Here is a 21,329-nt window from a genome sequence, read left to right on the forward strand (position 1 = left end):
AGAAAAAAATGATCAAACTTGGCATCGTAATGGATCCAATTTCATCCATTAACATCAAAAAAGACTCTAGCTTTGCCATGATGCTTGAAGCTCAGCGTCGTGGTTACGAAATCCATTACATGGAAATGGATGATCTACATTTAGATCAAGGCGTAGCCATTGCTGACACTAAGGTTGTTGAACTAAAAGAAGATCCAAACGGTTGGTACGAGTTCAAATCAGAACAGACTATCGCGCTATCCGATTTAGATGCGGTACTGATGCGTAAAGATCCTCCGTTTGATACTGAGTACATCTACGCGACTTACATTCTTGAGCGTGCTGAAGAGAACGGTGCACTGATCGTCAACAAGCCACAAAGTCTACGTGACTGTAACGAGAAGTTGTTCACGGCTTGGTTCCCTGAACTGACACCAACCACCATCGTGACTCGTAAAGCTGAAAAAATTAAAGCGTTTCGAGAAGAACACGGCGACGTGATCCTAAAACCACTTGATGGCATGGGCGGCGCGTCTATCTTCCGAGTGAAAGAAGGCGATCCAAACGTATCGGTGATCATTGAGACCTTGACTAACCATGGCCAAAACTACGCAATGGCACAAACCTTTGTTCCAGACATCAGCAATGGTGATAAGCGTATTCTTGTGGTTGATGGTGAACCAATGCCTTACTGCCTAGCGCGTATTCCTGCTAAAGGAGAAACTCGAGGTAACCTTGCTGCTGGTGGTACAGGTGAAGCTCGTCCGCTAAGTGAAACCGATTGGGCTATAGCAAGAGCAGTTGCTCCTGCACTTAAAGAGAAAGGCTTAATCTTTGTCGGACTTGATGTTATCGGCGACAAGCTGACTGAAATCAACGTGACAAGCCCTACTTGTATCCGTGAAATTGAAGCTGCTTTTGATATTTCGGTAACGGGAAAATTAATGGATGCAATCGAGCGTCGCGTTAACGCTAAATAGCCTAAACTAAAGAAAGCCTTAGCTATTCGAAAACACAAAAATATCTAGGCAAAGAACAACGAGCGGCTTTACGCCGCTCTTTTTCCTTTACTGGGAACACACTGGCAGGAGGCTCTATGAATTTAACGAACCACTTTCTGGTCGCTATGCCCGGAATGAAAGATCCATACTTTCAAAATTCGGTGATCTATCTTTGTGAGCACAATGACGAAGGTGCGATGGGTTTGATGATCAATGCTCCTATTGATGTCACTGTCGGCAGCATGCTTAAGCAAGTTGAGGTTGATTCTGAACAGCCGAAACCCAACCAAGCAAGCCTTGATAAGCCAGTACTTAATGGTGGGCCAGTTGCAGAAGACCGTGGGTTTATTTTGCACAAACCGAAAGGCAGTTATCAATCCAGCATCAACATGACGGATCAAATCTCGGTGACAACCTCAAAAGATATTCTGATGGTATTAGGTACAGAAGATGAACCGATGAATTATCTAGTCGCACTTGGGTATGCAGGATGGGAACCGGGACAACTGGAAACCGAACTGACCGAGAACTCATGGTTAACTGTTGAAGCCGATCCAAAGGTCATCTTCGATACGCCAATTTCAGACCGCTGGAAAGTCGCAGTGCAGATGTTAGGCATCAATGCGGCTCAGCTTTCAGCAGACGCTGGCCACGCCTAGCCCGACTCAGATCAATAAAATAAACAGACACTCTCAAACACAGATTAATTTGGAAGCCCCATGTCACGAACAATTATGGCATTTGACTACGGTACGAAAAGTATCGGCAGTGCGATAGGACAAGAAATCACAGGTACAGCAAGCCCTTTAAAAGCCTTTAAAGCCAAAGATGGTATCCCCAACTGGGATGACATAGAAAAACAAATCAAAGAGTGGCAGCCGAATCTGATTGTGGTTGGATTGCCAACCGATCTTCATGGCAAAGATCTAGCAGCCATTACACCAAGGGCGAAGAAGTTTGCCAATCGCCTAAAGGGGCGCTTTGGTGTCGATGTTGAGCTACATGATGAAAGACTCTCGACCACAGAAGCAAGGGCCGACCTTTTTGAAATGGGTGGCTACAAAGCACTAAGCAAAGGCAATGTCGATAACCAGTCTGCAGTCGTCATTTTAGAGAGTTGGTTTGAAGCACAATATTCTTAACTAAAATTAAGTGCTCAAAGATTAAACTCCTTTGTGATCCTATAATGATATTACGACGTATTGTCGAAGCAATTCATTATTAGGTAAGTGGGAGTTCACATGAAAATTTTTCTAGCAATATTCGCCGCTCTAACCATTTCAGCATGCAGCTCAACAGGTTCAAGCAGCGCTGGTTACATGAATGATGGTAAAACTAATTCTAGCTTCAACAGCGACAACATATATTACGACGATAGCCGAAGAAATCACGGCTCTTTGAGTAGCAATTAAGAAAGATATAAAACAATGCCAGAGCTCTGTTTTAACAGGCTCTGGCTTTTTGATTAAAGCTTGAATCTATCTATCCCATATCTATCTTCACGCCAGCCAAAGCACCGGTTCCGTAGTCATCATCACCACGTCTGGTTTTTAGCATTAAGCGTAAGTCATTCGCGGAATCAGCACTGTGGAATGCGTCTTCTTCACTGATCTTGCCTGCAAGCACCAAGTCATACAACGCTTGGTCAAAGGTCTGCATACCAATCTCTTTCGATTTAGTCATAGTCGCTTTTAGTTCATGCAACTCACCACGACGAATCAAATCAGACACTCTTGGGCTATTCAGCAGAATCTCGAATACACCATGGCGACCGCTGCCATTCTTATCTCGGATTAATTGCTGAGCGACCACACCACGCAGGTTCATCGACAGATCAAATAAGAACTGTTCTTTTTGTTCCTTCGGTACCAAATGGAGAATACGTTCTAACGCTTGGTTGGCATTATTCGCGTGCAGTGTTGCCATACACAAGTGGCCCGTTTCAGCAAAGGTCATCGCGTATTCCATGGTTTCACGGCTACGGATTTCGCCAATCAATATCATATCCGGTGCTTGGCGTAAAGAGTTCTTAAGCGCAACTTCGTAACTCTCGGTGTCGAGCCCGACCTCACGTTGTGTCACGATGCACTTTTTATGTTCGTGTACGAATTCAATCGGATCTTCAACCGTCAAAATATGCCCTGAGCGATTGGTATTGCGATAGCCTGTCATTGCGGCCATCGAGGTTGATTTACCAGAACCTGTTGCCCCAACCACCAGCACAAGTCCGCGCTTAGCGATTGAAAGGTCTTGCAGCACATCAGGAAGCTTTAATTGCTCAAAGGTTGGGATGTTAGTTTCGATACGACGAATGACCGCTCCTGGTAGCTCTCGCTGAAAAAACGCACTCACACGAAAACGACCAAAATCACGCACTATGGCAAAATTAGCCTCTCGCGTTTGCTGATATTCATCGCGTCGGTCTTGATCCATCATCGCATCAAGTAACTGAGCAACCTGAGCCGCATTCAATTTCTCGCCTTGAGGTCGCAGTTCACCATCGACACGAAACAGGATAGGCGCATCAACGGTGATATAAAGATCCGATGCTTTTTGAGATAGCATCCCTTCAAGGATTTGATTCAATTCCATTTTGTTCACCTTGATTAAAACATTGAGGTTTCAATTTCGATCTTTTTCTCGACCTCTTCTGAATCAACTAAGCCTTGTGCCATCAGCTGCTTCGCATTTTGCTCCATGGTCTGCATACCGTGTGCCGCGCCCGTTTGAATGATCGAATACATCTGCGCGACCTTGTCTTCACGGATCAAGTTTCTGATCGCAGGTGTCGCCATCATGATTTCATGACAAGCCACACGACCGCCACCAACACGCTTTAACAGCTTCTGGGCAATCACCGAACGTAACGATTCAGACAACATTGAACGCACCATGTCTTTGTCGCTACCCGGGAATACATCGATAATACGGTCTATGGTTTTTGCCGCAGAGCTAGTATGCAAGGTACCAAAAACTAAGTGGCCAGTTTCTGCTGCGGTTAGCGCTAAGCTAATCGTCTCTTGGTCACGAAGTTCGCCGACAAGGATTACGTCTGGGTCTTCACGTAACGCACTGCGCAACGCCGCTTTAAAGCTGTGAGTATCGCGGTGCACTTCTCGTTGGTTGATTAGGCATTTGTTGTTGGTATGAACAAATTCGATCGGGTCTTCAATCGTCAATATATGTTTATTATGGTTACGGTTAACGTAATCTACCATAGCAGCCAAAGTTGTCGACTTACCTGAACCAGTCGGCCCAGTAACCAATACTAGCCCTTTTTCGTAATTAGATATTCTTTCAAAGATCTCCGGAGCCCCTAGCTGTTCAAGGGTGGGAATCTCTACTGGAATGGTACGGAACACAGCAGAGCAGCCACGAGATTGGTTAAAAGCATTAACACGGAAACGACCAACGTTGGGTAATTCAAAAGAGAAGTCGACTTCCAGTTTTTCTTCAAATTCACCGCGTTGTGAATCACTCATGATCTCAAAAACCAAACGATGCACATCAGCATGGCTCAAAGCTGGTATTCCAAGCTTCCTTACTTCACCATCTATACGTACCATTGGAGATACACCCGCAGAAAGATGTAGATCTGACGCGTTATGCTTTACACTAAAATCTAGTAACTCAGTGATATCCATTTATTTTCCCTTAAGTAAAGTCAGCTATGAGTAGTATTCAACAAAATATCGAACAAATCACCTCACAGATACGTAGTGCTGAGCAAAAGTGCGGACGAGCTCCAGAGTCCGTGCAACTTTTAGCCGTCAGCAAAACTAAACCTATTGGTGCGATTCTAGAAGCCGCACTCGGAGGCCAAGTTGCCTTTGGTGAAAACTATGTTCAAGAAGGTGTTGATAAAGTAAAACACTTTTCAGAACAACATTCTAACCTAAAGTTAGAGTGGCATTTTATTGGCCCAATTCAATCCAATAAAACTCGCCCAATCGCAGAAAGCTTCCAATGGGTACATTCTGTTGAACGCGATAAGATCGCACAAAGACTTAGTGCTCAACGACCAAGCGAACTTCCACCTTTACAAGTTTTGATTCAGGTAAACACCAGTGGTGAAGAATCCAAGTCTGGAACGTCAGAAGAAACAGTTTTTGCACTCGCGGAGTTGATTTCGTCGCTCCCTAACCTCACTTTAAGAGGATTGATGTCGATTCCTGCAAACGTATCTGACTATCAATCTCAGCTTAATGCATTTTCTCAACTGGCGGAGCTTAAAGACAAGCTAACCGCAAAGTATCCAAACATAGATACCCTTTCGATGGGTATGAGTGGTGATATGGATGCAGCAGTTGAGGCTGGCAGCACAATGGTTCGTATTGGAACGGCTATCTTCGGTGCTCGTAATTACGCGAAATAGCACAGCACGTAACAAGAAATAGCTACAGCAAGCAACAACAAGTAGCAACGAAAAATACAGTATTGATACCGCTTCGCTTTAACCGCGCAGCGACACGCTCAGGATTTTATATATGGAACATAAGAACATCGCCTTTATTGGGGCGGGAAATATGGTTCGCTCGATTGTAGCGGGCTTAGTGGCGAGTGGTTACCCAGCGCAAAAGATTACTGCAACAGCGCCTTCAGACACCAGAAGGCTGCCGTTAGAGCAAGAGTACGGCATCAATACCACCAGCGATAATATTGCCGCAGCAGAACAAGCAGACGTTGTTGTGTTATCCGTGAAGCCACAAATGATGGCTGATGTATGTAAACCCTTACAAGATATCGACTTTAGCAACAAACTGGTTATCTCAATTGCAGCCGGTATTAATGCGAATCGACTCAATGAGATGTTAAACTGCCAACTGAACCTTGTGCGTGTTATGCCAAACACGCCATCACTGCTTGGTAAAGGGATGAGTGGCCTTTATGCTGACTCAACGGTTAGTCAGGGCGATAAAGAGTTTGCTTCTCAGCTAATGCAAGCCGTAGGTGAGGTAAGCTGGGTTGAACAAGAGTCTGGTATCAACAACATCATTGCGGCGGCGGGGAGTGCTCCGGCTTACTTCTTCCTGTTTATGGAGGCGATGCAAGCTGAAGCAATTAACCAAGGTTTTGACCAAGAAACCGCTCGTAAGTTAGTGCAGCAGTCTGCATTAGGCGCGGCAGAGATGGTGGTAGCAAATCCAAATACTGAATTATCAACACTGCGTGAGCAAGTGACTTCAAAAGGCGGAACGACCGCAGAAGCATTGCGCACGTTTAACGACCATCAACTATCAGACATCGTAGCGAAAGCCATGCAAGCAGCGGTTGCTCGAGCTGAAGAGATGGAAAAACTGTTTTAATACTCGTTACAGTACAAAAGCATTGTGCCGTTCGGGTGATACCTAGCGGCAAGTAAATCCGAAAAAGGAAACAATATGAATTCGATGAGCTTTCTGATCTCGACCGTTTTTGATCTTTACATCATGGTTGTGATCTTGCGTATCTGGCTACAAGCATCACGTGCAGATTTCTACAACCCATTCTCACAATTTATCGTAAAAGCGACACAACCGGTTGTTGCCCCACTACGCCGAGTGATTCCATCAATCGGCAGCCTTGACCTTGCGACTGTTGTCTTCGCTTATGTGCTGTGTGTACTTAAGTTCGTCGCTCTAAACTTGATTATCTCTGGCGGTGCGGCTGTATTTGATATCAGCTTCCTGATCTTTGGCGCACTATCTCTGCTCAAAGCGGCTGGTGGGTTAATTTTCTGGGTTCTACTGATCCGTGCAATCCTGAGTTGGGTTAGCCAAGGCCGTAGCCCAATCGAATACGTATTCCATCAGTTAACAGAACCAATGCTAACGCCAATTCGCCGTATCCTTCCTGATATGGGTGGCTTCGACCTAAGTGTGCTTGTTCTGTTCATTGTTCTGCAATTTGCGAACTTCCTAATGGGCGACATGATCGGTCCTATTTGGTATCAGCTATAATTCAAGTACGAACCTCAGGTACTTTGACGATGCCAAAAGCAGTTTGGGCCGAAGAAGACGATATTCTTCTTCGGCTCTATATCCAACCCAAAGCAAGCCGAGACAAGATTGTCGGTTTGCACGGAGAGGAACTGAAAATTGCCATTACTGCACCACCGGTTGATGGCAAAGCAAATGCTCACTTAGCGAAATACCTTGCGAAACAATTTAAGGTCGCGAAAGGGCAAATTAAGATAGAAAAGGGAGAGCTCGGTCGGCATAAGCAAGTTCGAATATGCTCACCAAGTCAGATCCCAACTGAAGTCAAAGCCATCCTATGATGGCTTTCTTATACCCTTAACTTGTTGATTTAAAATGAGTAATAATAACTAACGCCCACAAAAAGACCACAACTTGATAAGTAAGGGATTCCAAATCCACGAGTTGGGAGTTCGAGTCTATCCTCCCGCCATACATTTGCATTTTTATCTATGTGTTTTTACCAAAGCGGTATCGTGGTTTCATGAAACCACATGACAATAAAGTTTGAAACCTTTCAGTAGTTGCATATCATGACCTATTTTTGTTCTGGCGAGCTTTTGCCCCTTATCATTTTCGCGCATAAGTACGAGTTCGAAGATAACCGAATTTTGCCCAAATATAGCTAATCTGACACCCCAAATTCACAAAGTATGAAAAATGAGTATCATTGTGCGGTTCGTTCTCCAAATCAATACGCTGTTTTTTGACCAGTAAATCGCTCTGAAAGCGTTACACACTTTCAAGGCTGCATGGGATTACATTGTCTTGAACAAGTGTCTGAAATCTTCGCTAAGAGCGTTTTATGTGCTTTAAGGACTGTTTTTGACAGCGATCTCACACGATTAACATAATAGGAATAATAAACACCGAATATTTAGGTTATTTTAAAATGGGATGAACAGAAAATGTTATGTACTAATGATATTATTTTTATATTTATTTCGAGCGTTGAACCATGAGATGTACTGTATGCGGAAAGGATTTCAAAGAAGGAACGAGTTATTGTGAATACTGTTTCCCAGAAGGAGAAGAGGATGCCGATTTTGTTGACTTAGACAACAAAAAATCAGGCAGTGGGTTCCTTTGGGTTTTAATAATTACGGCTGTATTGATTTTTTTCTGGCTTTCTTCAGGAGAACAGTTAGAAAAAAATACCTTTGATATAACGAAGGGTAAACCAGAGTATGGAGATTGGTATCGAGATTCGCTAGTTTATCGAACTGATATGCAAAATTTAACAGTCATCCTGAGCAACAAGTTTAATGGACAAGCAGAGTTATCATTTGTTGTTCCATCTTCACAGTGTACAGGAAATGAGTCTGAAAGATGGGAGCGAGTTATTAGCGTAAATCGTATTCCTGTGAAGTATTTTAGAAGCTGTCACTCAAGAGGATTCGAACAATATATTCCAGCTAGCTTTCAGGAGAATGAAATTGTTCTTAATCAATTCATTAAGTCTGATAATGTACTTGTTGAAAATTTTTGGTTTGCACCTGATGCATTGTTTAGCGCAAGTGGTTTTACTAAGGTATTTACTTTTATGTCTGGTGAAATTGAATAATATTAGTAAACATGCGTTATGAATAAATTGCATTCCCTATGCCCCTAGTTGAACATAACGCCCGTTATGCGTAGGTAGTCATAAGCCAATCTTTTTGCTAGTGCGATTTAATCATCGCACTAGCTCTTCACAACTAGCTTTGCCATACCGGTAGTTATTGATGGCTTTCTAATTTAGCAAAGCCCCTGAAGCACTTTTATCCAAAAGTGAGTTTCAGACGTTAATACACATCGACAGTTACTTACGCTTTTTGCGCTTGATTGTCGTGTTCTTAGCTTTCACCACTTCCCCCCCCCCTTGCAAAGCGGTAGCCTTTCTTTAGTGTGCCGTTTGCTTTTAACCCTGCTTTAGCCATTGTCATTCTTCCATTCTAATTTTGATATACGCTTATCGTGCTCTTGTTGCGTACGTGTCACTTTGAGTAATAAATAAATAGAGCACAGTGTTAGTGCTGGATTTACCTCACCCGTAAGGCTGACCAATGCGTTGATGATTGCGCCGTCCAATGCTTATTTCCCCTTGAATTTATGTGAGAAAAACTCAAGCAGATAGCGCAACATTGATCGCATTCCTAACGTATCAATCACCACTGCAAAGACGACGTACCAGTAATAATCAGGTATCACTTCGAGTGAACTAAACCCCTGCGCTACGTAACTTGCATAATCAGGGATAAAGGCCAACATCAACGGAATAAAAACAACCAACAAGATAAACTCATCTTTCCAACCACGCTGTTTAATACTGAGTTCATCAAGGTTAGCGGATTGCTCATCACCTGATTGCAATCGCTTTACCTTTGCCGTGTGTCTTTCTTGCTCCATCTCATCTTGCCTTTTGAGCTTGTTAGCTTTATTGATACCGTGCTGCTTATACGCATCAATACCGCCTGTAATGAGGTTTGCTAGTGCGCCTATCATGCGTACACTCGTTTATCGAGTTCAACATGAGGACCATCTTTAAAGCTGACCCAATCACCGCCCCATACAATCGGAATACCTAACTCATCCGCTGCCTGTTTGAATGCCCAACTCACTTGTTCGTAATAACTAAAGCCCCACGTCACTTTGCCGTTTTCGTCGTACACCACAAAATCAACCGCGCAGCCTGATTGATGACGGCTTTTTTTGCTGTATCCGTCTAACTGGCTTGCGCCTTGTTTGAATAGAGCGTTCTGTTCCTCTGCGGTGCGCTTACCTGACGTAATGCCAAAATCAAACGGGGTTAGCTCAATAGCGCGGCGAACGACTCGCTTTAAATCACTGCGTACGCCCACCATGCGCATCTCACTTCTAGCTGATAAAGCAAAGCCACTCACCATCTTGATTATCTTGTCTTTTTTCATTAGGTACCCCCCAAACAGGATCAGGAAAAGCAGTACTAGCAAATACTTAATATTCATTACCACCAACCCCTTGTTAATCAGGCACCGGATAAACGGCTTCCTCAGCAATCCACGCCTTTTTGACATGAATAAGCCCAAACAAGTTTTCTAACGTTGCAGGAGCCTCTTCCAAGTAAACCATCACATCATTAGTTATATCTTCCACGTCGAAAGAAATTTGAAGTTCTGATTCAGCAATACTGGCTACATCGCCCGCTTGAACATTAAGAACAACATCAGACGAGCCATCAAATACCAATGACGAATCACTCGAAGAGTACGCTGCTGTCACACTGCAATACGTGCCTCTATATGATGGGGCGGCTTGAGTCTTAATTCCTATTACGCAAGAAATAGGAGTATCTAACGCGCTCACCTTTACAGCCGTTGACGCATCAAGATTTATCTTCCCTTTAAGCGTGACCGACATCATTAACGATACAGAATCATAAGGCTCTGCTTTCGTTATCAAATCGACAGCTGACTTTAATTGTATTCTTCGACCGTACTCACCATTAATGCTTTCACTTCGATGATACAGAGCCGCGTTATGACCACGTTCAGAATCGTCATAAAGGTTATTTAAGATGGTCACGAAACCGGACGCACTCCCGCCATCTTGAGCACCTAGAGGAATACAGGCCAAAACATTAGCCCCGACTTCCCCAACTGAGCCCGAACTTGAAGAGGCTTGGGGCGGGTTTGAAAGTTGGAACATTAGATAAACTCCCCTACTTTGACACTATCGCCTATAGCACCTTGCAGTGTCACGATGGCATCAGTTTGAATTAATGTATGACCGCCAGCTGTAAGATCAATTAAGCCTTGCACCAACACAGGACTGGCATTGTCGGTAGAAGCCTGAATAAAGAGCCCTTTACGCCCAGCTTTCCCATCAATAATTTGCTCATCGCTTGTTAAGTCCAATAACCCACTGCCGACCTTTTGCAAGGTGTACAAATCAGCAAGCTTTTCCACCTTGAGGACGTCATTTTGAATGCGTGTTTTTACCTCGGTTTGGACTTCGCCCACCTTTATCGGGGATAGAACTTTATCAACGGTAATTGGCGTTAAAATCTCGCTAATCGCTACCGAATTACTAATATCAATCTTTTGCGCTTTGGTGATGATTGGAACATCTGCGATTTGATATTCAATCGTCACGGCATCCGCTTTGTGATTAAAAAGTTCAAGCTCGTCAAAACGAGTGATATCAACCGTGTCACCGCGTTCAATCTCTACAGGTCGCAGAGCATCACCGCGCAGCATGACGGTATTATTGGCCTCACGCATGATGAGGTACTTACCAGCCTGACCTGCGTTAAATTTAATGGCTTCGCCAGTATTTAAAGTATGCAGTTGCTTCATTGCTTACGCCCCGTGAACATATAAGCCATCGTTAATAACGAGACGAGAATCCCGACAATAAGAGACACATTTTTCAATAACTCGTTATTGCTTTCGTTCTCACCCGTTTGCTCTCGCGCTTTTGCTGCCCCTGCTATGGCAAGTGCTGCTTTGGTCGTTTCCGTTTGTTGGCCTGCCATGGATTTAATGGAATCTATTGCGTGCTCGCTAAGATTTGCATTTGCATTCAATGCGCTCTCACCAAAACTGAACGCTCCGTCTAACGCTTTCTCACCAAAGCCCAAAGAGGCATCAACGGTGTCTGCTGAAAAATCTAATGCGTCAGTTCCGAATTTAAACGCTTCTTCTGCCGTTCGACCTGCAACCGCCATTGCGCCATGGTCAGTCATGCTTAAATTGATGTCAGAGTTTTCAATCCCTGACAGCGCAAAGCCATTGTTATCGCCACCGATACCTTGGCTATTGCTTTTGTTTGTGGTTGTAGTGACGGTTTTCGCATCACTCTTTGAGCTACTTTTCCCGCCCATATCATCAAACCTTATCTGTAATACATGCTCATTCTTGTGAGTTTCAATCTCTCGAACAGGCAATCGTAATTTACGCTGAATATAGCGATGGGCTCCGCGTTTGCTAAAGTGGGCGCGAATGGAGTCAAACCCATTCGCTTTACCGTGATTAATGGCACTGAGCGTACCCGCGGCCATATCACCCGCTAACGCAACCACCACCAACTCCTTAGAGCCTGATTGTGATTGCTCACCGCGCAGTAACATGTAGGTATCTTCCACTCGATAAAGGGACTCTCGCCCCTCTTGAACTTCAATTTCTGCTTGGTTGAGGTGATCACCAAGGGCTTTACATAGCCTCGGCTTGGCATTACCCCAAGTTTCAGGAATTAAGTTACTTTCGAGTGAGAACATACAGCGCAATCAGAGCAACAAGCGCAATTCCCCACCACGGTATGCCGTTGTTGCTGCCAAAATTCATTGCGCCAGCAGTAAAGCCACTGTTATTTGTGGTGTTAGACGTGTTACCTGATTTTGCTGGACCCGAAGACCCGCCCGTCAAGCCACCGCCACCCGTTAAAGACGTTAATGAACCTAGCATTAGCGAAACACTCCCGATTTGTAGGCAAGGTATAACAAGGCAATCAACGCGGTAGCAGTCAGAGCCTTATTGATGCCCTGACTCACACCAAACCCAAGCGCAGACCCAAGCCCAAGACCACCTAAACCAATGAAAAGTAATGGCATAACTATTTACCTTTCAGCATGACAACAAGCAGAACCAACACTAACAGCGCAGCAATACCACCACCGATATAAAGCAGGGTGTTATCTTTCGCTACAAGTGAGCCTTGAGGGGTTGTAACCGCGTTGCCGTTATTATCAACAACGGGTGCGTTAGGTTGCTGGGTCGTGTTTGGGTTAGATGAATTATCATCATCACCAAACAGCCAATCGGCATTTTCACCCACGCTATCAAGCGCACCGCCCCCAAACTCTAAGAGGTCATCAAAAAAGCTCATATCGGCTCCTTAGCTTCGACCCGCGAGCATTTCAGGGCGAACCACTTTCACCGATTCAACCAAAATAGGGATTGAGCCTGCTACGTCACTCGTTGTTACTGAGAACTTCAAGTTAGAGCTGTGCTGTGTTGGAAATAGCTCATCGATAGAGAAACCACGCACAATAGGATCGAAGTGAAAGTAACCCGCTTGAGGTGTACGTTCGTTACGCTTGGCGTTCGCTTCATTGATAAACTTGTTGGCTTCGTACTCTTTAACAAAGTCGCGCTCAACTTCGAGTTTAGTGATACCCGTGTGCATGAAGTGCGCACGACGTAAACTAATCAATGGGCTTGATACTAGGCTTGTGAATTCGTTCACCCCTGCCGCGTTCGCTGGCATGGTTTCACGCTTGACCATTGGCACGATGATTCGTGCAGGTTGCGCATTCGTCACCCACGCATGGACTTGAATCGATAGCGGGTCACCACTGGCTTTCGCTTTGAACTGAACATCTAGGTGAATGTTGTCACCCGCTTCCGTCACCAGTCCCGTGTAACGAACACCATTTTTAGTACGTGCGGAAATATCACTAAATGGGATCACGTAGTGGCCTGTTGTATGAGCACGTTGTTTGTAACGCTCAAGCATCAAAATCTCACTGCCCGTTAAGACATAAATTTCTTCTGCATTAAGCGTGATAGACAAACGCTCGATGTCGACGGCTTCGGCATTGGTCTCTAGTACCAGCTCTTGATAAGTAGGGCCGACTGGGATAGGTAGCGTACCTTTTTGCCCCCAAGCAGCACCGACCATTGAATTAAGTTTGATTGGTTTTACTGACATGTTTGTATCTCCTTAAAACCAGCCACGCTTGCCGTTAATGAGTTCTTTGACTGCTTCTAGCGTTGATACGTTATTGATGATGGCGATCACCAGTAAGGTCAGTACTACAGCAATCAACATGTTTTTATGTTGAGCTTTCATGAGTTCCCCTGTCTCTCGACGTTGGATTGTGAATAATCAAATTGAGCGTTTATCAAATAGGAGTGAGGTAAAAAAAGGAAGGGAAAGTAACCTATAGGTTGAACGGGTAACCTATAGGTTAAAAAGGTCGATTAACGGTAGTTTAAATTGAGCTTAGAGCCGGACTGACAGTTAAACGCTTTGTGCTCGATGTTGCCGATACCATCACCAATCAATAAGTATTCGGCTATCGGTTTACCAATGCGTTCTTTATTGACCTTGGCAGACTTTAGCCCCGCCACGATATTCACATCCAACCCACGCTTATCCGCTATCCAGTGAGCATCACTCATTGAGTTAACCGCGCCCACCCACCAAACGCTGGATTGTTCAGTCACGGTTTTTGGTACTTCTTGCCCACGTTGAAAAACCGTATGCACCACCAGACCGTATTGACGACCACCACGCAAAAGCTCACCCGCACGCCCTCGAAGCTTGCCGGAGGTTTCAACACATGATGCCAATTCTTCGATAACGGTATAGAGCTGGCTAGCCCGACCGTTACCCACCGACCACACCACCGACGCAAAGAATTCTAATTCGTCGCCCGTTGCCCCGTTTACTGGAATGTAAGCAAGCTTGAACGAGCCACCGCGACGACGCGCCATAATGAGTGTTTTGACAAAGGTTAAACGTGATGAAGTGCCGTGACACATTTGACCTTGAAACTTACTCCCTGCGTAGTTGGTGTAAGGGTCAAAAAATACCGCTTGAGCCGTTTTAGGGACTAGCCCCAAATGCTTAACGGCTGAGGTTTTACCTCCTCCGGTTCCTGCCACATAAATGGTGTGCTCAGCATCATGTGACGGGTTCGAGTTAATGGGGTTAGGTAGGGCTAGGGGCTTCGGTTTTTTCACCGTCCACCTCCTTTGATTGTTGCAGCATGACCAATTGCTTTTTAGAGGCATAAATCAAACCAAGAACCGCAAGCAATAAGGTTGCTTCTTCGATGTAATCCCCAAACACGCCCATAAGCGTACTACCGTGTTTTGCAAAGACAGGCTCAGCCGCATCCATCACCGCTTGCTTACCTTTACCGTCAAACTCAAATTCAACTCCCGAAATGATGGAGGTCGCTTGCTCGGTTAAGGCAAACAAAATATTCAGTAAGCCCGCCATAGCTTCCGTTTTATCTTCGGTTACCGTTTCGGTTGGCTCGGTTAAGCCAACTAAATCGCTCTCGGTTTTCTCTTGTTCTTCAAGCTGATGAATAACAGAGCCAAAATCCCCCCAATCATCCAGTTCAACTTGTTCACCTGGTAAGGTTTCGTTAGCTTGCTCCATGCTCACCCCCTTGTGGTTTTTCAGTAGGGGCTTTCGGTAGCAGTTGAGACACCGCCCAAATGATAAAGATAACCGAGGCTAACCCTGTGATTACTCGTTTAAAGGGGAATTTACTTAGGGTATTTTCTGTTTTTTCATCATTGACCGTTTCGGTTATCTCTCGGTTGGAAACCGCGTCTTTACTGGCTTCATCCATTTGTACCAATTCGGTTAACTCAGTTGCATCGATAGGGTTAGACTCGGTTATCAAATCCGACTCAATAACCGAACCTTTTTCGGTTGAGTTCGGTTTAAGTTCGGTTAATTCAGCGACGGAATGTGCTTTGATGAACTCCGTAACCTTTTTACTGTTCGAACTATTACCGCACTCAGGGCAACGGTAATACATGAGTCCAATGTTACGGCTGTTTTTTGGTGGTTCACCAGACGCGATCAATTGCCCCTCACCCACTTGGTGAGTAGTGGCGGCAGACTGGCAAACAGGACAAGCAATATACCCACGAACAGGGTTTTCATATTTAGCCATGTTTCACCTCGACGCTTTCCACATCACCAAGTTGCTCTTGGTTGGCCACAACGACAGCGCGGTACTTATTGCGCGCCACTCCATTGAGTTTTTCGAGTTGCTCTAATTGCTCAAATAGATTGACGGGAAGCCCTAAAGCTTCGAGTGACAAGTTGCCACTCATCAGCATTCCCATGGCTTTTTTCATGAGCTTGCTGGTATCCATTTCTTTAAAGCGGTCAATTTCTACTTTCATGTTGGCGGTGAGTCTGTCAGCCGCGTCCAACGCAGCTAAATCTCGCTGACACTCATCAAGCGATAGTATTTTCATTTCAATCCTCTGTCTCACGACGTTGTTTAGTGTTTAGCCCCTGATTCACATCGTTGGCCATTGGTTTAAGTCACTCCAAGCTGTCTATTTCGAATGCTTAGAGTCGTGAATTTATCAATAGGTATTTTTGCCCCCATGGATAAAGGTTTGAGTAAGCATTGAACCCCTTTAACGCTCCATCCGGTCACGTCCATCAATGCTTTCTCTAGCGGTGTAACCTCATCCTTTGGAGGCGGGTTACACTTATTTTCAGTGCTCCAAGACGAAGCTCCGCTTCTTTGGGTTAATTCGCTTCGCTCATCTTTCCACGCATCCACATCGCACTTCGCCACAATAGAAAAACGTTCGCTGCACGTCTCGATCACATTACCTAACCACTTAAGGCCAATCACCCGCTTGGTTGTTTCACCGTACTGATTAAATTGCTCTTCATGAGCAAGACGCAAATCCCCAATGTGTTGAGTAAATTCTTTCCAACGTGATTTATCTGCATGGTCATGTAGATTCGCTAAATCCTCATCAATGGCCACGTCCAATTTACTGGCGCGTCTTAATTGTCGCCATAGACCAACAGCAGGTGCGCCCGATTGTGAAAACTGTTTTAAGCCCCATGCACTCGCCCACGCTCGAACGGATACGGCTATCTCGCTCGCTTCGCCCTCTGGCATGTGCGCCCCGTTAATGTTCTTTGATATGTATTTGATGATGTAACCCGTTGCGCTCCCTTTGTTGGGGTCGCAAGGTTTAGCATGGAAACGCGCTTTACGTTGTTTTTTGGTATGAAGCTCGTCAGCGTCTTCATTACGGGCAATCGTGGCGCAAATGCGCATTAGATCGGCTTTGTGCTCTTTGGCGCAATACACAAACGCATGGAGGTGTGGAGTGCCGTCTTTATGGGGTTCGGCCACCCGTAGGCCAAACCAAGGTAAATCAATCTTGGCAAAGTGAGCGCGGGCAAGTTTCCACTGCTCCATTAGGTTTTGGTGCGCTTCTTTGACGGTACAACCGTTCCATTTGTGCGAATTACGATGATATTTAGACGGGAGTGTCCATGTGATAAATACGCCCTCAAAACCCATATCAATCGCACGCTCTTCATCACCTCGGCTACGAACAACCAGTTCAACGCGTCGGTTCTCTAGGTTGGCGGTCGTACGTGAAGCGACTTCTGCAAGGTTGAACTCCTGCATGGTGTCGTGGCTAATCACCACCATGTTTTGCATAAACTCTTCGGACTCGCGCATCTTCTGTTTAAAGTTGGATAGCGTTAGACGTGATACGTAGTGCGTTTGACCTTGCTTTTTACCGACATTGCCTAGGGTTACTTGAGCATGCTCAATGTATTGCTTGCGTAGGCGTTTAAGTTTGCGCGTTAAATATTTCGGGTCGATACAACGACGAATAGCGCACTCTAGAATGGTTTCAGCGTCTCGAATGGTGAGCTTTTTGCCAATGTCACGGGTATCGGCACTAGGTGGTTCAATGAATGCTTTTAACATCACATCACGGATTTGTTCAAAGCCGTAATGTAATGCCTCGTAGTAATCCAGAGAGCTATCAGGAATGTCATCAATGCGTTTTTCAGTTTCGACAATAGCGATATCGTTAATGATATCGGCAAAGGCCACCGTAAGCTTGACGGCAAAGTCTTTGATTAGGTCGTCACTCATGAGAATGTCATGAGTCAGCTCTAAAGGATTAGGCTCATAGCAGACATAACCAAAAGGGAATTTATTTGTGAAGTGATGAGCGACTTTATCAACAAAGTTCACTCGCTCTTTAGCGAATGCGGATAGATTACGGTCAGTAGGATTGTCGCGATTCTTACGTATCCCAATCTTGAGGTCGATATCTTGGCGCAGCATCACGGGTAAGTGTGCTGTAATGTTCGAGACGAACTGACCAACAGACTGGTTTACATTAGGTTGATAAAATCGCTTGTAGGTACTCATGGTGTCACCAGTGACGGGTTATAAACGCTCTAAAGAAATGTACTTACCGGATTGGGTATCTCGCAGAGTATTAAAGGTTAAATGACGAAACTCACAACATGCTTTCGCCAACATGTGAAACTCGCTTTCTCTATTATCTGGAACCCATAATGTGACCTTTTTAAGCCCTTGCGCTTTCTTAGCTGCCTCATACTTGCTATTGCGGCTCATCATTGACCTTCTTTTTCATTGTTAACCGAACCCCATGACTCAATACACCCATGCTCAGTACAGGTGTAAGTCAGTGGCCTAGGCTCTGATTGAACACGCTTTCTAATGCCGTGCTTTTCTCGAAGCTTCGATATTAGGAAACGCGCTCTCTCGGTCTTCTTTACATCAAAATTTTCAAACGCTGCCATATCAGGACAAGGCTTGTGTATTGGGTCGGTAATAGGCAGCTCAATACTTGAAACTGCCTCTTTATAGGTGACGTCGCCCATGATTATCATTTCGGTAGCTCAGGCCATGGAGAGCCTGAATTCATGATGTTATAGATAGATACTTCATTCTCTTTTTCGTCAAGAGAGTCGACATAAAACCCCCAATAGCGTTTCACCCTTTCAGCTTTACCATCCAAACCAGTATCAATGCACTGAACAAACGCAAATCCGCGCCCATGGGTACGTGCGAAGTGCAGCTGGCACTTCGGGTATGAACTATCAAAAAGAAGATTATTTTCAGTTTTAACTCTCATTATTCACCTTCCACTTCTTTCAATAGATTCATTGCTTCAAGTGATTGATTACGGACGTGTAACCAAAAGCTAGAATTGGTTTTACTAGCCTTTCTGGTTGCATAATCGAAAAGCTCTTTAGCTTCTGCGTAGGTGTGAACGTCGATATTGATAGAGTGAATTGGTGTTTTCATAAAGCCCCCTTAAAACGTTCTAAAAAAACTATCTTTCGCGTTCTCATCAGCATCAACTTGAGCGTGCTCCCAAAGCACAAGCATGTTGATATAAACCTTTTTCTCTCCACGTTTTTTCTTTTTGATTGGAAGCTTGCCTTCGTGAGCCATATTCCTTACCGCTTGAGGTGTAACCCCCCAACGACGTGCAAACTCTTCGACAGGCAAATAGGGCATATCTGGTTGCATTATTTCTTTCATGGTATCTTTCCTTTTAAATCCAAACGCATTAAAACCCAAAACGATTTAATGAATCAGTTCGGATTCATAATATCGATCGGTTTGCACTCACAAGTCAAGTGGGGATATTTCAAATATGAAAGATGAAATTAGTATTACTAATAGATTAATCGAACTTAAGGGAAAGCTATCAGGACGACAGTTCGCTGATAAATGCGGAGTTCCATCTCCATCAATGATGAAATACTTAAGAGGGGAATCAGTACCCGTCCTAGAGAATCTCATTAAAATTTCTCATGCAAATGGCGTTAGTATTGATTGGTTAGCAGGTACATCTAATGTGTCTTTAGAGAATGCCAAGATAGTGACAGAGAGCGATTACACATCTATTCCTATCTATTCGGCTGAAGCCAGTGCTGGGAATGGTTGTTTTACTGACACGGACAAAGTCATAGGTAAGCACTTAGTTTTCACTGATGATTTACAACGTCTAGGCCTTAAAAAAGAAAAAACCTGCGCTATCAAAGCCAGCGGGGACTCTATGGTGCCTACATTGATGAATGGTGATTTATTAGTAATCGACACGCGAAAGCAGGAAGGCGTACTTGATGGTGTGTATGCAATAACCCTTGATGACAGTCTTCTTGTTAAAAGGCTGCGTTACGATTTAGCATCACAGGGCTATCATATTATTAGCGATAACGAAGACCACGATAACTTCCTTTTACCTAAAGGTGAGTTAGAGAGACTACATGTTAATGGTCGTGTTCGTCAGGTCGTCAAAAACTTATGAGCATCAAAAAACAAGGCTCTCAGTACCTTGTTGATGCTCGACCACAAGGTCGAGAAGGAAAGCGTTACCGCCGTAAATTTGAAACGAAATACGAAGCGCAGCAATACGAAAAGCATCTGCTCGCAACGGCACATAATAAAGATTGGTTAGAAAAGCCAACCGATAGGCGCAGCTTAAGTGAGCTCATCGATTTGTGGTGGAAGTACGAAGGACAAGCAAAAAAAACGGCTACTACCTATCTACGAATATTAAAGCAAATCGACAGAGAACTAGGTAAGCCTAAAGCCCACCAGCTCACCCACAAATTGCTGGCTGAATACCGAGCTTTCCATTTAGAAAAGAATCTTGCTTTAACTACATTCAACAGAAAAATAATGAGCCTAAGTAACGTTTTCACCGTACTTATCGAAGCTCAAGAGTACCATAGTCAACATCCAACTCATGGGTTTAAGCTCTCTCGGCCAAGAGCAAAAGAAATGCATTTCTTATCTAACGATGAGATAAATATATTACTTCTCAAACTAGATGGTGATGCGCTCAAAGTAGCAAAGGTATGCTTGGCTACAGGAGCAAGATGGAGCGAGGCGGAAAGCCTAAAGGGAAGTAATCTGATTCATGGTCGAGTAACCTTTGTTGATACAAAAAATGGGAAAAACCGAACGGTTCCGATTAGTGAAGAACTGGAGGAAGAGATCAAACAAGATGGAAATGGCCGCTTGTTTGGCGAATGCTACACTAGCTTTTATCAATGCTTAAAAAACTGCGATTTTGGTTTACCAAAGGGACAAGCCTCCCACGTTCTTCGACACTCATTTGCAAGTCACTTTATGATGAATGGTGGTAACATACTCGCATTACAAAAAATACTTGGTCACGCTACAATTCAGCAGACAATGACATATGCTCATTTTGCTCCTGATTATTTGTTGGATGCCGTTAGATTTAACCCTTTAACAAGATCCACAAAATGACCACATTAACTATACACACCCCATCATATGTAAATAAAAACAGTATCACTAAGCCTTTATTTTACTGGGATTCATTAATTTAAAAGAGTTATAGAATCCATCCTATGATGGCTTTTTGCTATTTATTGGAGTCATTATGCGTCTATGGATAACAGCACTACTCACCGCTCTAATTGCCCTACCAAGCTCGGCAGGACAGTTTAAAAGTATCAAGGATGTCGAGGTTCATTACTCGGCTTTCAATTCCACGTTTTTAACTGCGCAGGTCGCTAAGCAATATAAGCTGAAACGAAACGGATACTCAGCGATTCTAAACATCAGCGTGCTAGACAACGCTTCCCTAGGCAAGCCTGCAACAACGGCTAAAATTACGGGAACAGCACGAAACCTAGTAGGTAACACTCGCACGCTTAACTTCCGTGAAATAAAGGAAGGCGATGCGATTTATTACCTTGCAGAGTTCCCTATCACTCACGAAGAAAACATCACTTTTGATATTGATGTTAACGCTGGTTTGAAAGGCACAGGTCCACTGCGTTTTACACAAAAATTCTATATAGAAGAGTAGCTTCAAAGCTCACT

Annotated in this window: 34 protein-coding genes; 12 read left to right on the forward strand and 22 right to left on the reverse strand. The window is 44.3% G+C overall.

Annotated elements, in window-relative coordinates; genetic code table 11:
* The first annotated feature begins 8 nt into the window (after nt 1-8).
* The 4 genes from gshB to M4S28_RS15260 all read left to right on the forward strand — a co-directional run bounded on the left by gshB (nt 9) and on the right by M4S28_RS15260 (nt 2,392).
* Nucleotides 9-959: a glutathione synthase gene (gene gshB / locus M4S28_RS15245; protein WP_004735482.1), complete on the forward strand. Its 951-nt coding sequence runs from the start codon at nt 9-11 to the stop codon at nt 957-959.
* Between the two features lie 116 nt (nt 960-1,075).
* The gene (locus M4S28_RS15250; RefSeq protein WP_016791041.1) at nt 1,076-1,639 is read left to right on the forward strand and encodes a YqgE/AlgH family protein; all 564 of its coding nucleotides are present in this window, start codon (nt 1,076-1,078) and stop codon (nt 1,637-1,639) included.
* Between the two features lie 60 nt (nt 1,640-1,699).
* Nucleotides 1,700-2,122, forward strand: a complete 423-nt coding sequence (gene ruvX, locus M4S28_RS15255) for a Holliday junction resolvase RuvX (protein WP_004735480.1) — start codon at nt 1,700-1,702, stop codon at nt 2,120-2,122.
* 99 nt (nt 2,123-2,221) lie between these two features.
* Complete coding sequence (locus M4S28_RS15260) at nt 2,222-2,392, forward strand: hypothetical protein (RefSeq protein WP_249632056.1); 171 nt, start codon at nt 2,222-2,224, stop codon at nt 2,390-2,392.
* A gap of 70 nt (nt 2,393-2,462) precedes the next feature.
* Here the strand turns inward: M4S28_RS15260 and M4S28_RS15265 are convergent, their stop codons facing one another.
* Together M4S28_RS15265 and M4S28_RS15270 are read right to left on the reverse strand one after the other, a co-directional pair.
* On the reverse strand, nt 2,463-3,572 hold the full coding sequence (locus M4S28_RS15265) for a PilT/PilU family type 4a pilus ATPase (protein WP_102542782.1): 1,110 nt from the start codon (nt 3,570-3,572) through the stop codon (nt 2,463-2,465).
* A 14-nt stretch (nt 3,573-3,586) separates the two neighbouring features.
* The gene (locus M4S28_RS15270; RefSeq protein ID WP_004735478.1) at nt 3,587-4,624 is read right to left on the reverse strand and encodes a type IV pilus twitching motility protein PilT; all 1,038 of its coding nucleotides are present in this window, start codon (nt 4,622-4,624) and stop codon (nt 3,587-3,589) included.
* Nucleotides 4,625-4,650: 26 nt separating this feature from the next.
* Between M4S28_RS15270 and M4S28_RS15275 the strand changes: the two genes are divergently transcribed.
* The 5 genes from M4S28_RS15275 to M4S28_RS15295 all read left to right on the forward strand — a co-directional run bounded on the left by M4S28_RS15275 (nt 4,651) and on the right by M4S28_RS15295 (nt 8,501).
* Entirely contained in the window at nt 4,651-5,355 is a 705-nt protein-coding gene (locus tag M4S28_RS15275) for a YggS family pyridoxal phosphate-dependent enzyme (protein ID WP_061025919.1), read from the forward strand.
* 112 nt (nt 5,356-5,467) lie between these two features.
* The gene (gene proC / locus M4S28_RS15280) at nt 5,468-6,286 is read left to right on the forward strand and encodes a pyrroline-5-carboxylate reductase (protein ID WP_017077774.1); all 819 of its coding nucleotides are present in this window, start codon (nt 5,468-5,470) and stop codon (nt 6,284-6,286) included.
* 75 nt (nt 6,287-6,361) lie between these two features.
* Nucleotides 6,362-6,919 (forward strand): YggT family protein, encoded by a 558-nt coding sequence (locus M4S28_RS15285; protein WP_004735475.1) that lies wholly within the window; start codon nt 6,362-6,364, stop codon nt 6,917-6,919.
* Between the two features lie 29 nt (nt 6,920-6,948).
* Nucleotides 6,949-7,239, forward strand: a complete 291-nt coding sequence (yggU, locus tag M4S28_RS15290) for a DUF167 family protein YggU (RefSeq protein ID WP_009847703.1) — start codon at nt 6,949-6,951, stop codon at nt 7,237-7,239.
* 656 nt (nt 7,240-7,895) lie between these two features.
* Nucleotides 7,896-8,501: a hypothetical protein gene (locus M4S28_RS15295; protein ID WP_249632057.1), complete on the forward strand. Its 606-nt coding sequence runs from the start codon at nt 7,896-7,898 to the stop codon at nt 8,499-8,501.
* 509 nt (nt 8,502-9,010) lie between these two features.
* On the opposite strand, the gene M4S28_RS15300 is transcribed toward M4S28_RS15295, so the two are convergent.
* From M4S28_RS15300 to M4S28_RS15390, 20 genes are all read right to left on the reverse strand, one after another.
* The gene (locus M4S28_RS15300) at nt 9,011-9,421 is read right to left on the reverse strand and encodes a hypothetical protein (RefSeq protein WP_249632058.1); all 411 of its coding nucleotides are present in this window, start codon (nt 9,419-9,421) and stop codon (nt 9,011-9,013) included.
* Nucleotides 9,418-9,846 carry a M15 family metallopeptidase gene (locus M4S28_RS15305; RefSeq protein ID WP_249632740.1) on the reverse strand — a complete coding sequence of 143 codons (429 nt, stop codon included), beginning with the start codon at nt 9,844-9,846 and terminating at the stop codon, nt 9,418-9,420. Before M4S28_RS15305 ends, M4S28_RS15300 begins: the two co-directional genes overlap by 4 nt.
* 73 nt (nt 9,847-9,919) lie before the next feature.
* On the reverse strand, nt 9,920-10,603 hold the full coding sequence (locus M4S28_RS15310) for a hypothetical protein (protein WP_249632059.1): 684 nt from the start codon (nt 10,601-10,603) through the stop codon (nt 9,920-9,922).
* On the reverse strand, nt 10,603-11,253 hold the full coding sequence (locus M4S28_RS15315; protein ID WP_186171714.1) for a hypothetical protein: 651 nt from the start codon (nt 11,251-11,253) through the stop codon (nt 10,603-10,605). Before M4S28_RS15315 ends, M4S28_RS15310 begins: the two co-directional genes overlap by 1 nt.
* On the reverse strand, nt 11,250-12,173 hold the full coding sequence (locus M4S28_RS15320; protein WP_249632060.1) for a hypothetical protein: 924 nt from the start codon (nt 12,171-12,173) through the stop codon (nt 11,250-11,252). The genes M4S28_RS15315 and M4S28_RS15320 overlap by 4 nt, the downstream gene beginning before the upstream one ends.
* Complete coding sequence (locus M4S28_RS15325; protein WP_004735824.1) at nt 12,154-12,360, reverse strand: hypothetical protein; 207 nt, start codon at nt 12,358-12,360, stop codon at nt 12,154-12,156. Before M4S28_RS15325 ends, M4S28_RS15320 begins: the two co-directional genes overlap by 20 nt.
* Nucleotides 12,360-12,506, reverse strand: a complete 147-nt coding sequence (locus M4S28_RS15330) for a hypothetical protein (protein WP_170960258.1) — start codon at nt 12,504-12,506, stop codon at nt 12,360-12,362. The genes M4S28_RS15325 and M4S28_RS15330 overlap by 1 nt, the downstream gene beginning before the upstream one ends.
* A 2-nt stretch (nt 12,507-12,508) precedes the next feature.
* Nucleotides 12,509-12,781, reverse strand: coding sequence for a hypothetical protein (locus M4S28_RS15335; RefSeq protein ID WP_004735826.1), 273 nt, complete (start codon nt 12,779-12,781; stop codon nt 12,509-12,511).
* Nucleotides 12,782-12,790: 9 nt separating this feature from the next.
* Entirely contained in the window at nt 12,791-13,606 is an 816-nt protein-coding gene (locus M4S28_RS15340; RefSeq protein WP_249632061.1) for a major capsid protein P2, read from the reverse strand.
* Nucleotides 13,607-13,618: 12 nt separating this feature from the next.
* A complete protein-coding gene (locus M4S28_RS26470; protein WP_004735828.1) occupies nt 13,619-13,747 on the reverse strand; it encodes a hypothetical protein in 129 nt (42 codons plus the stop codon).
* Nucleotides 13,748-13,878: 131 nt separating this feature from the next.
* Nucleotides 13,879-14,643 carry a hypothetical protein gene (locus M4S28_RS15345; RefSeq protein WP_249632062.1) on the reverse strand — a complete coding sequence of 255 codons (765 nt, stop codon included), beginning with the start codon at nt 14,641-14,643 and terminating at the stop codon, nt 13,879-13,881.
* On the reverse strand, nt 14,612-15,070 hold the full coding sequence (locus M4S28_RS15350) for a hypothetical protein (protein WP_249632063.1): 459 nt from the start codon (nt 15,068-15,070) through the stop codon (nt 14,612-14,614). The genes M4S28_RS15345 and M4S28_RS15350 overlap by 32 nt, the downstream gene beginning before the upstream one ends.
* Nucleotides 15,057-15,596, reverse strand: coding sequence for a hypothetical protein (locus M4S28_RS15355; protein WP_249632064.1), 540 nt, complete (start codon nt 15,594-15,596; stop codon nt 15,057-15,059). The genes M4S28_RS15350 and M4S28_RS15355 overlap by 14 nt, the downstream gene beginning before the upstream one ends.
* Nucleotides 15,589-15,906: a hypothetical protein gene (locus M4S28_RS15360; RefSeq protein WP_054542928.1), complete on the reverse strand. Its 318-nt coding sequence runs from the start codon at nt 15,904-15,906 to the stop codon at nt 15,589-15,591. The genes M4S28_RS15355 and M4S28_RS15360 overlap by 8 nt, the downstream gene beginning before the upstream one ends.
* 65 nt (nt 15,907-15,971) lie before the next feature.
* The gene (locus M4S28_RS15365; protein ID WP_249632065.1) at nt 15,972-17,858 is read right to left on the reverse strand and encodes a replication endonuclease; all 1,887 of its coding nucleotides are present in this window, start codon (nt 17,856-17,858) and stop codon (nt 15,972-15,974) included.
* 18 nt (nt 17,859-17,876) lie between these two features.
* Complete coding sequence (locus M4S28_RS15370) at nt 17,877-18,068, reverse strand: antitoxin MazE-like protein (RefSeq protein WP_102489552.1); 192 nt, start codon at nt 18,066-18,068, stop codon at nt 17,877-17,879.
* Entirely contained in the window at nt 18,068-18,337 is a 270-nt protein-coding gene (locus tag M4S28_RS15375; protein ID WP_102371238.1) for a hypothetical protein, read from the reverse strand. The genes M4S28_RS15370 and M4S28_RS15375 overlap by 1 nt, the downstream gene beginning before the upstream one ends.
* A gap of 5 nt (nt 18,338-18,342) precedes the next feature.
* Nucleotides 18,343-18,591, reverse strand: a complete 249-nt coding sequence (locus M4S28_RS15380; RefSeq protein ID WP_249632066.1) for a hypothetical protein — start codon at nt 18,589-18,591, stop codon at nt 18,343-18,345.
* Nucleotides 18,591-18,764, reverse strand: coding sequence for a hypothetical protein (locus M4S28_RS15385; RefSeq protein ID WP_157937793.1), 174 nt, complete (start codon nt 18,762-18,764; stop codon nt 18,591-18,593). Before M4S28_RS15385 ends, M4S28_RS15380 begins: the two co-directional genes overlap by 1 nt.
* Before the next feature lie 9 nt (nt 18,765-18,773).
* Entirely contained in the window at nt 18,774-19,004 is a 231-nt protein-coding gene (locus M4S28_RS15390) for a Cox family DNA-binding protein (RefSeq protein ID WP_102327101.1), read from the reverse strand.
* A 115-nt stretch (nt 19,005-19,119) separates the two neighbouring features.
* On the opposite strand from M4S28_RS15390, the gene M4S28_RS15395 reads away from it, so the two are divergent.
* From M4S28_RS15395 to M4S28_RS15405, 3 genes are all read left to right on the forward strand, one after another.
* Nucleotides 19,120-19,776, forward strand: coding sequence for an XRE family transcriptional regulator (locus M4S28_RS15395; protein WP_102327100.1), 657 nt, complete (start codon nt 19,120-19,122; stop codon nt 19,774-19,776).
* Nucleotides 19,773-20,747, forward strand: a complete 975-nt coding sequence (locus tag M4S28_RS15400; protein WP_102327099.1) for a phage integrase — start codon at nt 19,773-19,775, stop codon at nt 20,745-20,747. The genes M4S28_RS15395 and M4S28_RS15400 overlap by 4 nt, the downstream gene beginning before the upstream one ends.
* A gap of 136 nt (nt 20,748-20,883) precedes the next feature.
* On the forward strand, nt 20,884-21,315 hold the full coding sequence (locus M4S28_RS15405; RefSeq protein ID WP_017103296.1) for a DUF4426 domain-containing protein: 432 nt from the start codon (nt 20,884-20,886) through the stop codon (nt 21,313-21,315).
* Nucleotides 21,316-21,329 lie beyond the last annotated feature (14 nt).

It is taken from the genome of Vibrio sp. J383 (assembly GCF_023503985.1).
GTDB classification, from domain to species: Bacteria; Pseudomonadota; Gammaproteobacteria; order Enterobacterales; family Vibrionaceae; genus Vibrio; species Vibrio splendidus.

Coding starts and splice junctions, on each gene's coding strand:
- M4S28_RS15265 (WP_102542782.1), bottom strand. CDS start 3,572: ATGGAATTGAATCAAATCCTTGAAGGGATGCTATCTCAAAAAGCATCG.
- M4S28_RS15250 (WP_016791041.1), top strand. CDS start 1,076: ATGAATTTAACGAACCACTTTCTGGTCGCTATGCCCGGAATGAAAGAT.
- M4S28_RS15395 (WP_102327100.1), top strand. CDS start 19,120: ATGAAAGATGAAATTAGTATTACTAATAGATTAATCGAACTTAAGGGA.
- M4S28_RS15310 (WP_249632059.1), bottom strand. CDS start 10,603: ATGTTCCAACTTTCAAACCCGCCCCAAGCCTCTTCAAGTTCGGGCTCA.
- M4S28_RS15330 (WP_170960258.1), bottom strand. CDS start 12,506: ATGCCATTACTTTTCATTGGTTTAGGTGGTCTTGGGCTTGGGTCTGCG.
- M4S28_RS15400 (WP_102327099.1), top strand. CDS start 19,773: ATGAGCATCAAAAAACAAGGCTCTCAGTACCTTGTTGATGCTCGACCA.
- M4S28_RS15380 (WP_249632066.1), bottom strand. CDS start 18,591: ATGAGAGTTAAAACTGAAAATAATCTTCTTTTTGATAGTTCATACCCG.
- yggU (WP_009847703.1), top strand. CDS start 6,949: ATGCCAAAAGCAGTTTGGGCCGAAGAAGACGATATTCTTCTTCGGCTC.
- M4S28_RS15350 (WP_249632063.1), bottom strand. CDS start 15,070: ATGGAGCAAGCTAACGAAACCTTACCAGGTGAACAAGTTGAACTGGAT.
- M4S28_RS15325 (WP_004735824.1), bottom strand. CDS start 12,360: ATGCTAGGTTCATTAACGTCTTTAACGGGTGGCGGTGGCTTGACGGGC.
- M4S28_RS15405 (WP_017103296.1), top strand. CDS start 20,884: ATGCGTCTATGGATAACAGCACTACTCACCGCTCTAATTGCCCTACCA.
- M4S28_RS15260 (WP_249632056.1), top strand. CDS start 2,222: ATGAAAATTTTTCTAGCAATATTCGCCGCTCTAACCATTTCAGCATGC.
- M4S28_RS15300 (WP_249632058.1), bottom strand. CDS start 9,421: ATGATAGGCGCACTAGCAAACCTCATTACAGGCGGTATTGATGCGTAT.
- ruvX (WP_004735480.1), top strand. CDS start 1,700: ATGTCACGAACAATTATGGCATTTGACTACGGTACGAAAAGTATCGGC.
- M4S28_RS15335 (WP_004735826.1), bottom strand. CDS start 12,781: ATGAGCTTTTTTGATGACCTCTTAGAGTTTGGGGGCGGTGCGCTTGAT.
- M4S28_RS15375 (WP_102371238.1), bottom strand. CDS start 18,337: ATGGGCGACGTCACCTATAAAGAGGCAGTTTCAAGTATTGAGCTGCCT.
- gshB (WP_004735482.1), top strand. CDS start 9: ATGATCAAACTTGGCATCGTAATGGATCCAATTTCATCCATTAACATC.
- M4S28_RS15285 (WP_004735475.1), top strand. CDS start 6,362: ATGAATTCGATGAGCTTTCTGATCTCGACCGTTTTTGATCTTTACATC.
- M4S28_RS15295 (WP_249632057.1), top strand. CDS start 7,896: ATGAGATGTACTGTATGCGGAAAGGATTTCAAAGAAGGAACGAGTTAT.
- M4S28_RS26470 (WP_004735828.1), bottom strand. CDS start 13,747: ATGAAAGCTCAACATAAAAACATGTTGATTGCTGTAGTACTGACCTTA.
- M4S28_RS15305 (WP_249632740.1), bottom strand. CDS start 9,846: ATGAAAAAAGACAAGATAATCAAGATGGTGAGTGGCTTTGCTTTATCA.
- M4S28_RS15355 (WP_249632064.1), bottom strand. CDS start 15,596: ATGGCTAAATATGAAAACCCTGTTCGTGGGTATATTGCTTGTCCTGTT.
- M4S28_RS15275 (WP_061025919.1), top strand. CDS start 4,651: ATGAGTAGTATTCAACAAAATATCGAACAAATCACCTCACAGATACGT.
- M4S28_RS15320 (WP_249632060.1), bottom strand. CDS start 12,173: ATGTTCTCACTCGAAAGTAACTTAATTCCTGAAACTTGGGGTAATGCC.
- M4S28_RS15390 (WP_102327101.1), bottom strand. CDS start 19,004: ATGAAAGAAATAATGCAACCAGATATGCCCTATTTGCCTGTCGAAGAG.
- M4S28_RS15340 (WP_249632061.1), bottom strand. CDS start 13,606: ATGTCAGTAAAACCAATCAAACTTAATTCAATGGTCGGTGCTGCTTGG.
- proC (WP_017077774.1), top strand. CDS start 5,468: ATGGAACATAAGAACATCGCCTTTATTGGGGCGGGAAATATGGTTCGC.
- M4S28_RS15370 (WP_102489552.1), bottom strand. CDS start 18,068: ATGAGCCGCAATAGCAAGTATGAGGCAGCTAAGAAAGCGCAAGGGCTT.
- M4S28_RS15360 (WP_054542928.1), bottom strand. CDS start 15,906: ATGAAAATACTATCGCTTGATGAGTGTCAGCGAGATTTAGCTGCGTTG.
- M4S28_RS15365 (WP_249632065.1), bottom strand. CDS start 17,858: ATGAGTACCTACAAGCGATTTTATCAACCTAATGTAAACCAGTCTGTT.
- M4S28_RS15315 (WP_186171714.1), bottom strand. CDS start 11,253: ATGAAGCAACTGCATACTTTAAATACTGGCGAAGCCATTAAATTTAAC.
- M4S28_RS15385 (WP_157937793.1), bottom strand. CDS start 18,764: ATGAAAACACCAATTCACTCTATCAATATCGACGTTCACACCTACGCA.
- M4S28_RS15270 (WP_004735478.1), bottom strand. CDS start 4,624: ATGGATATCACTGAGTTACTAGATTTTAGTGTAAAGCATAACGCGTCA.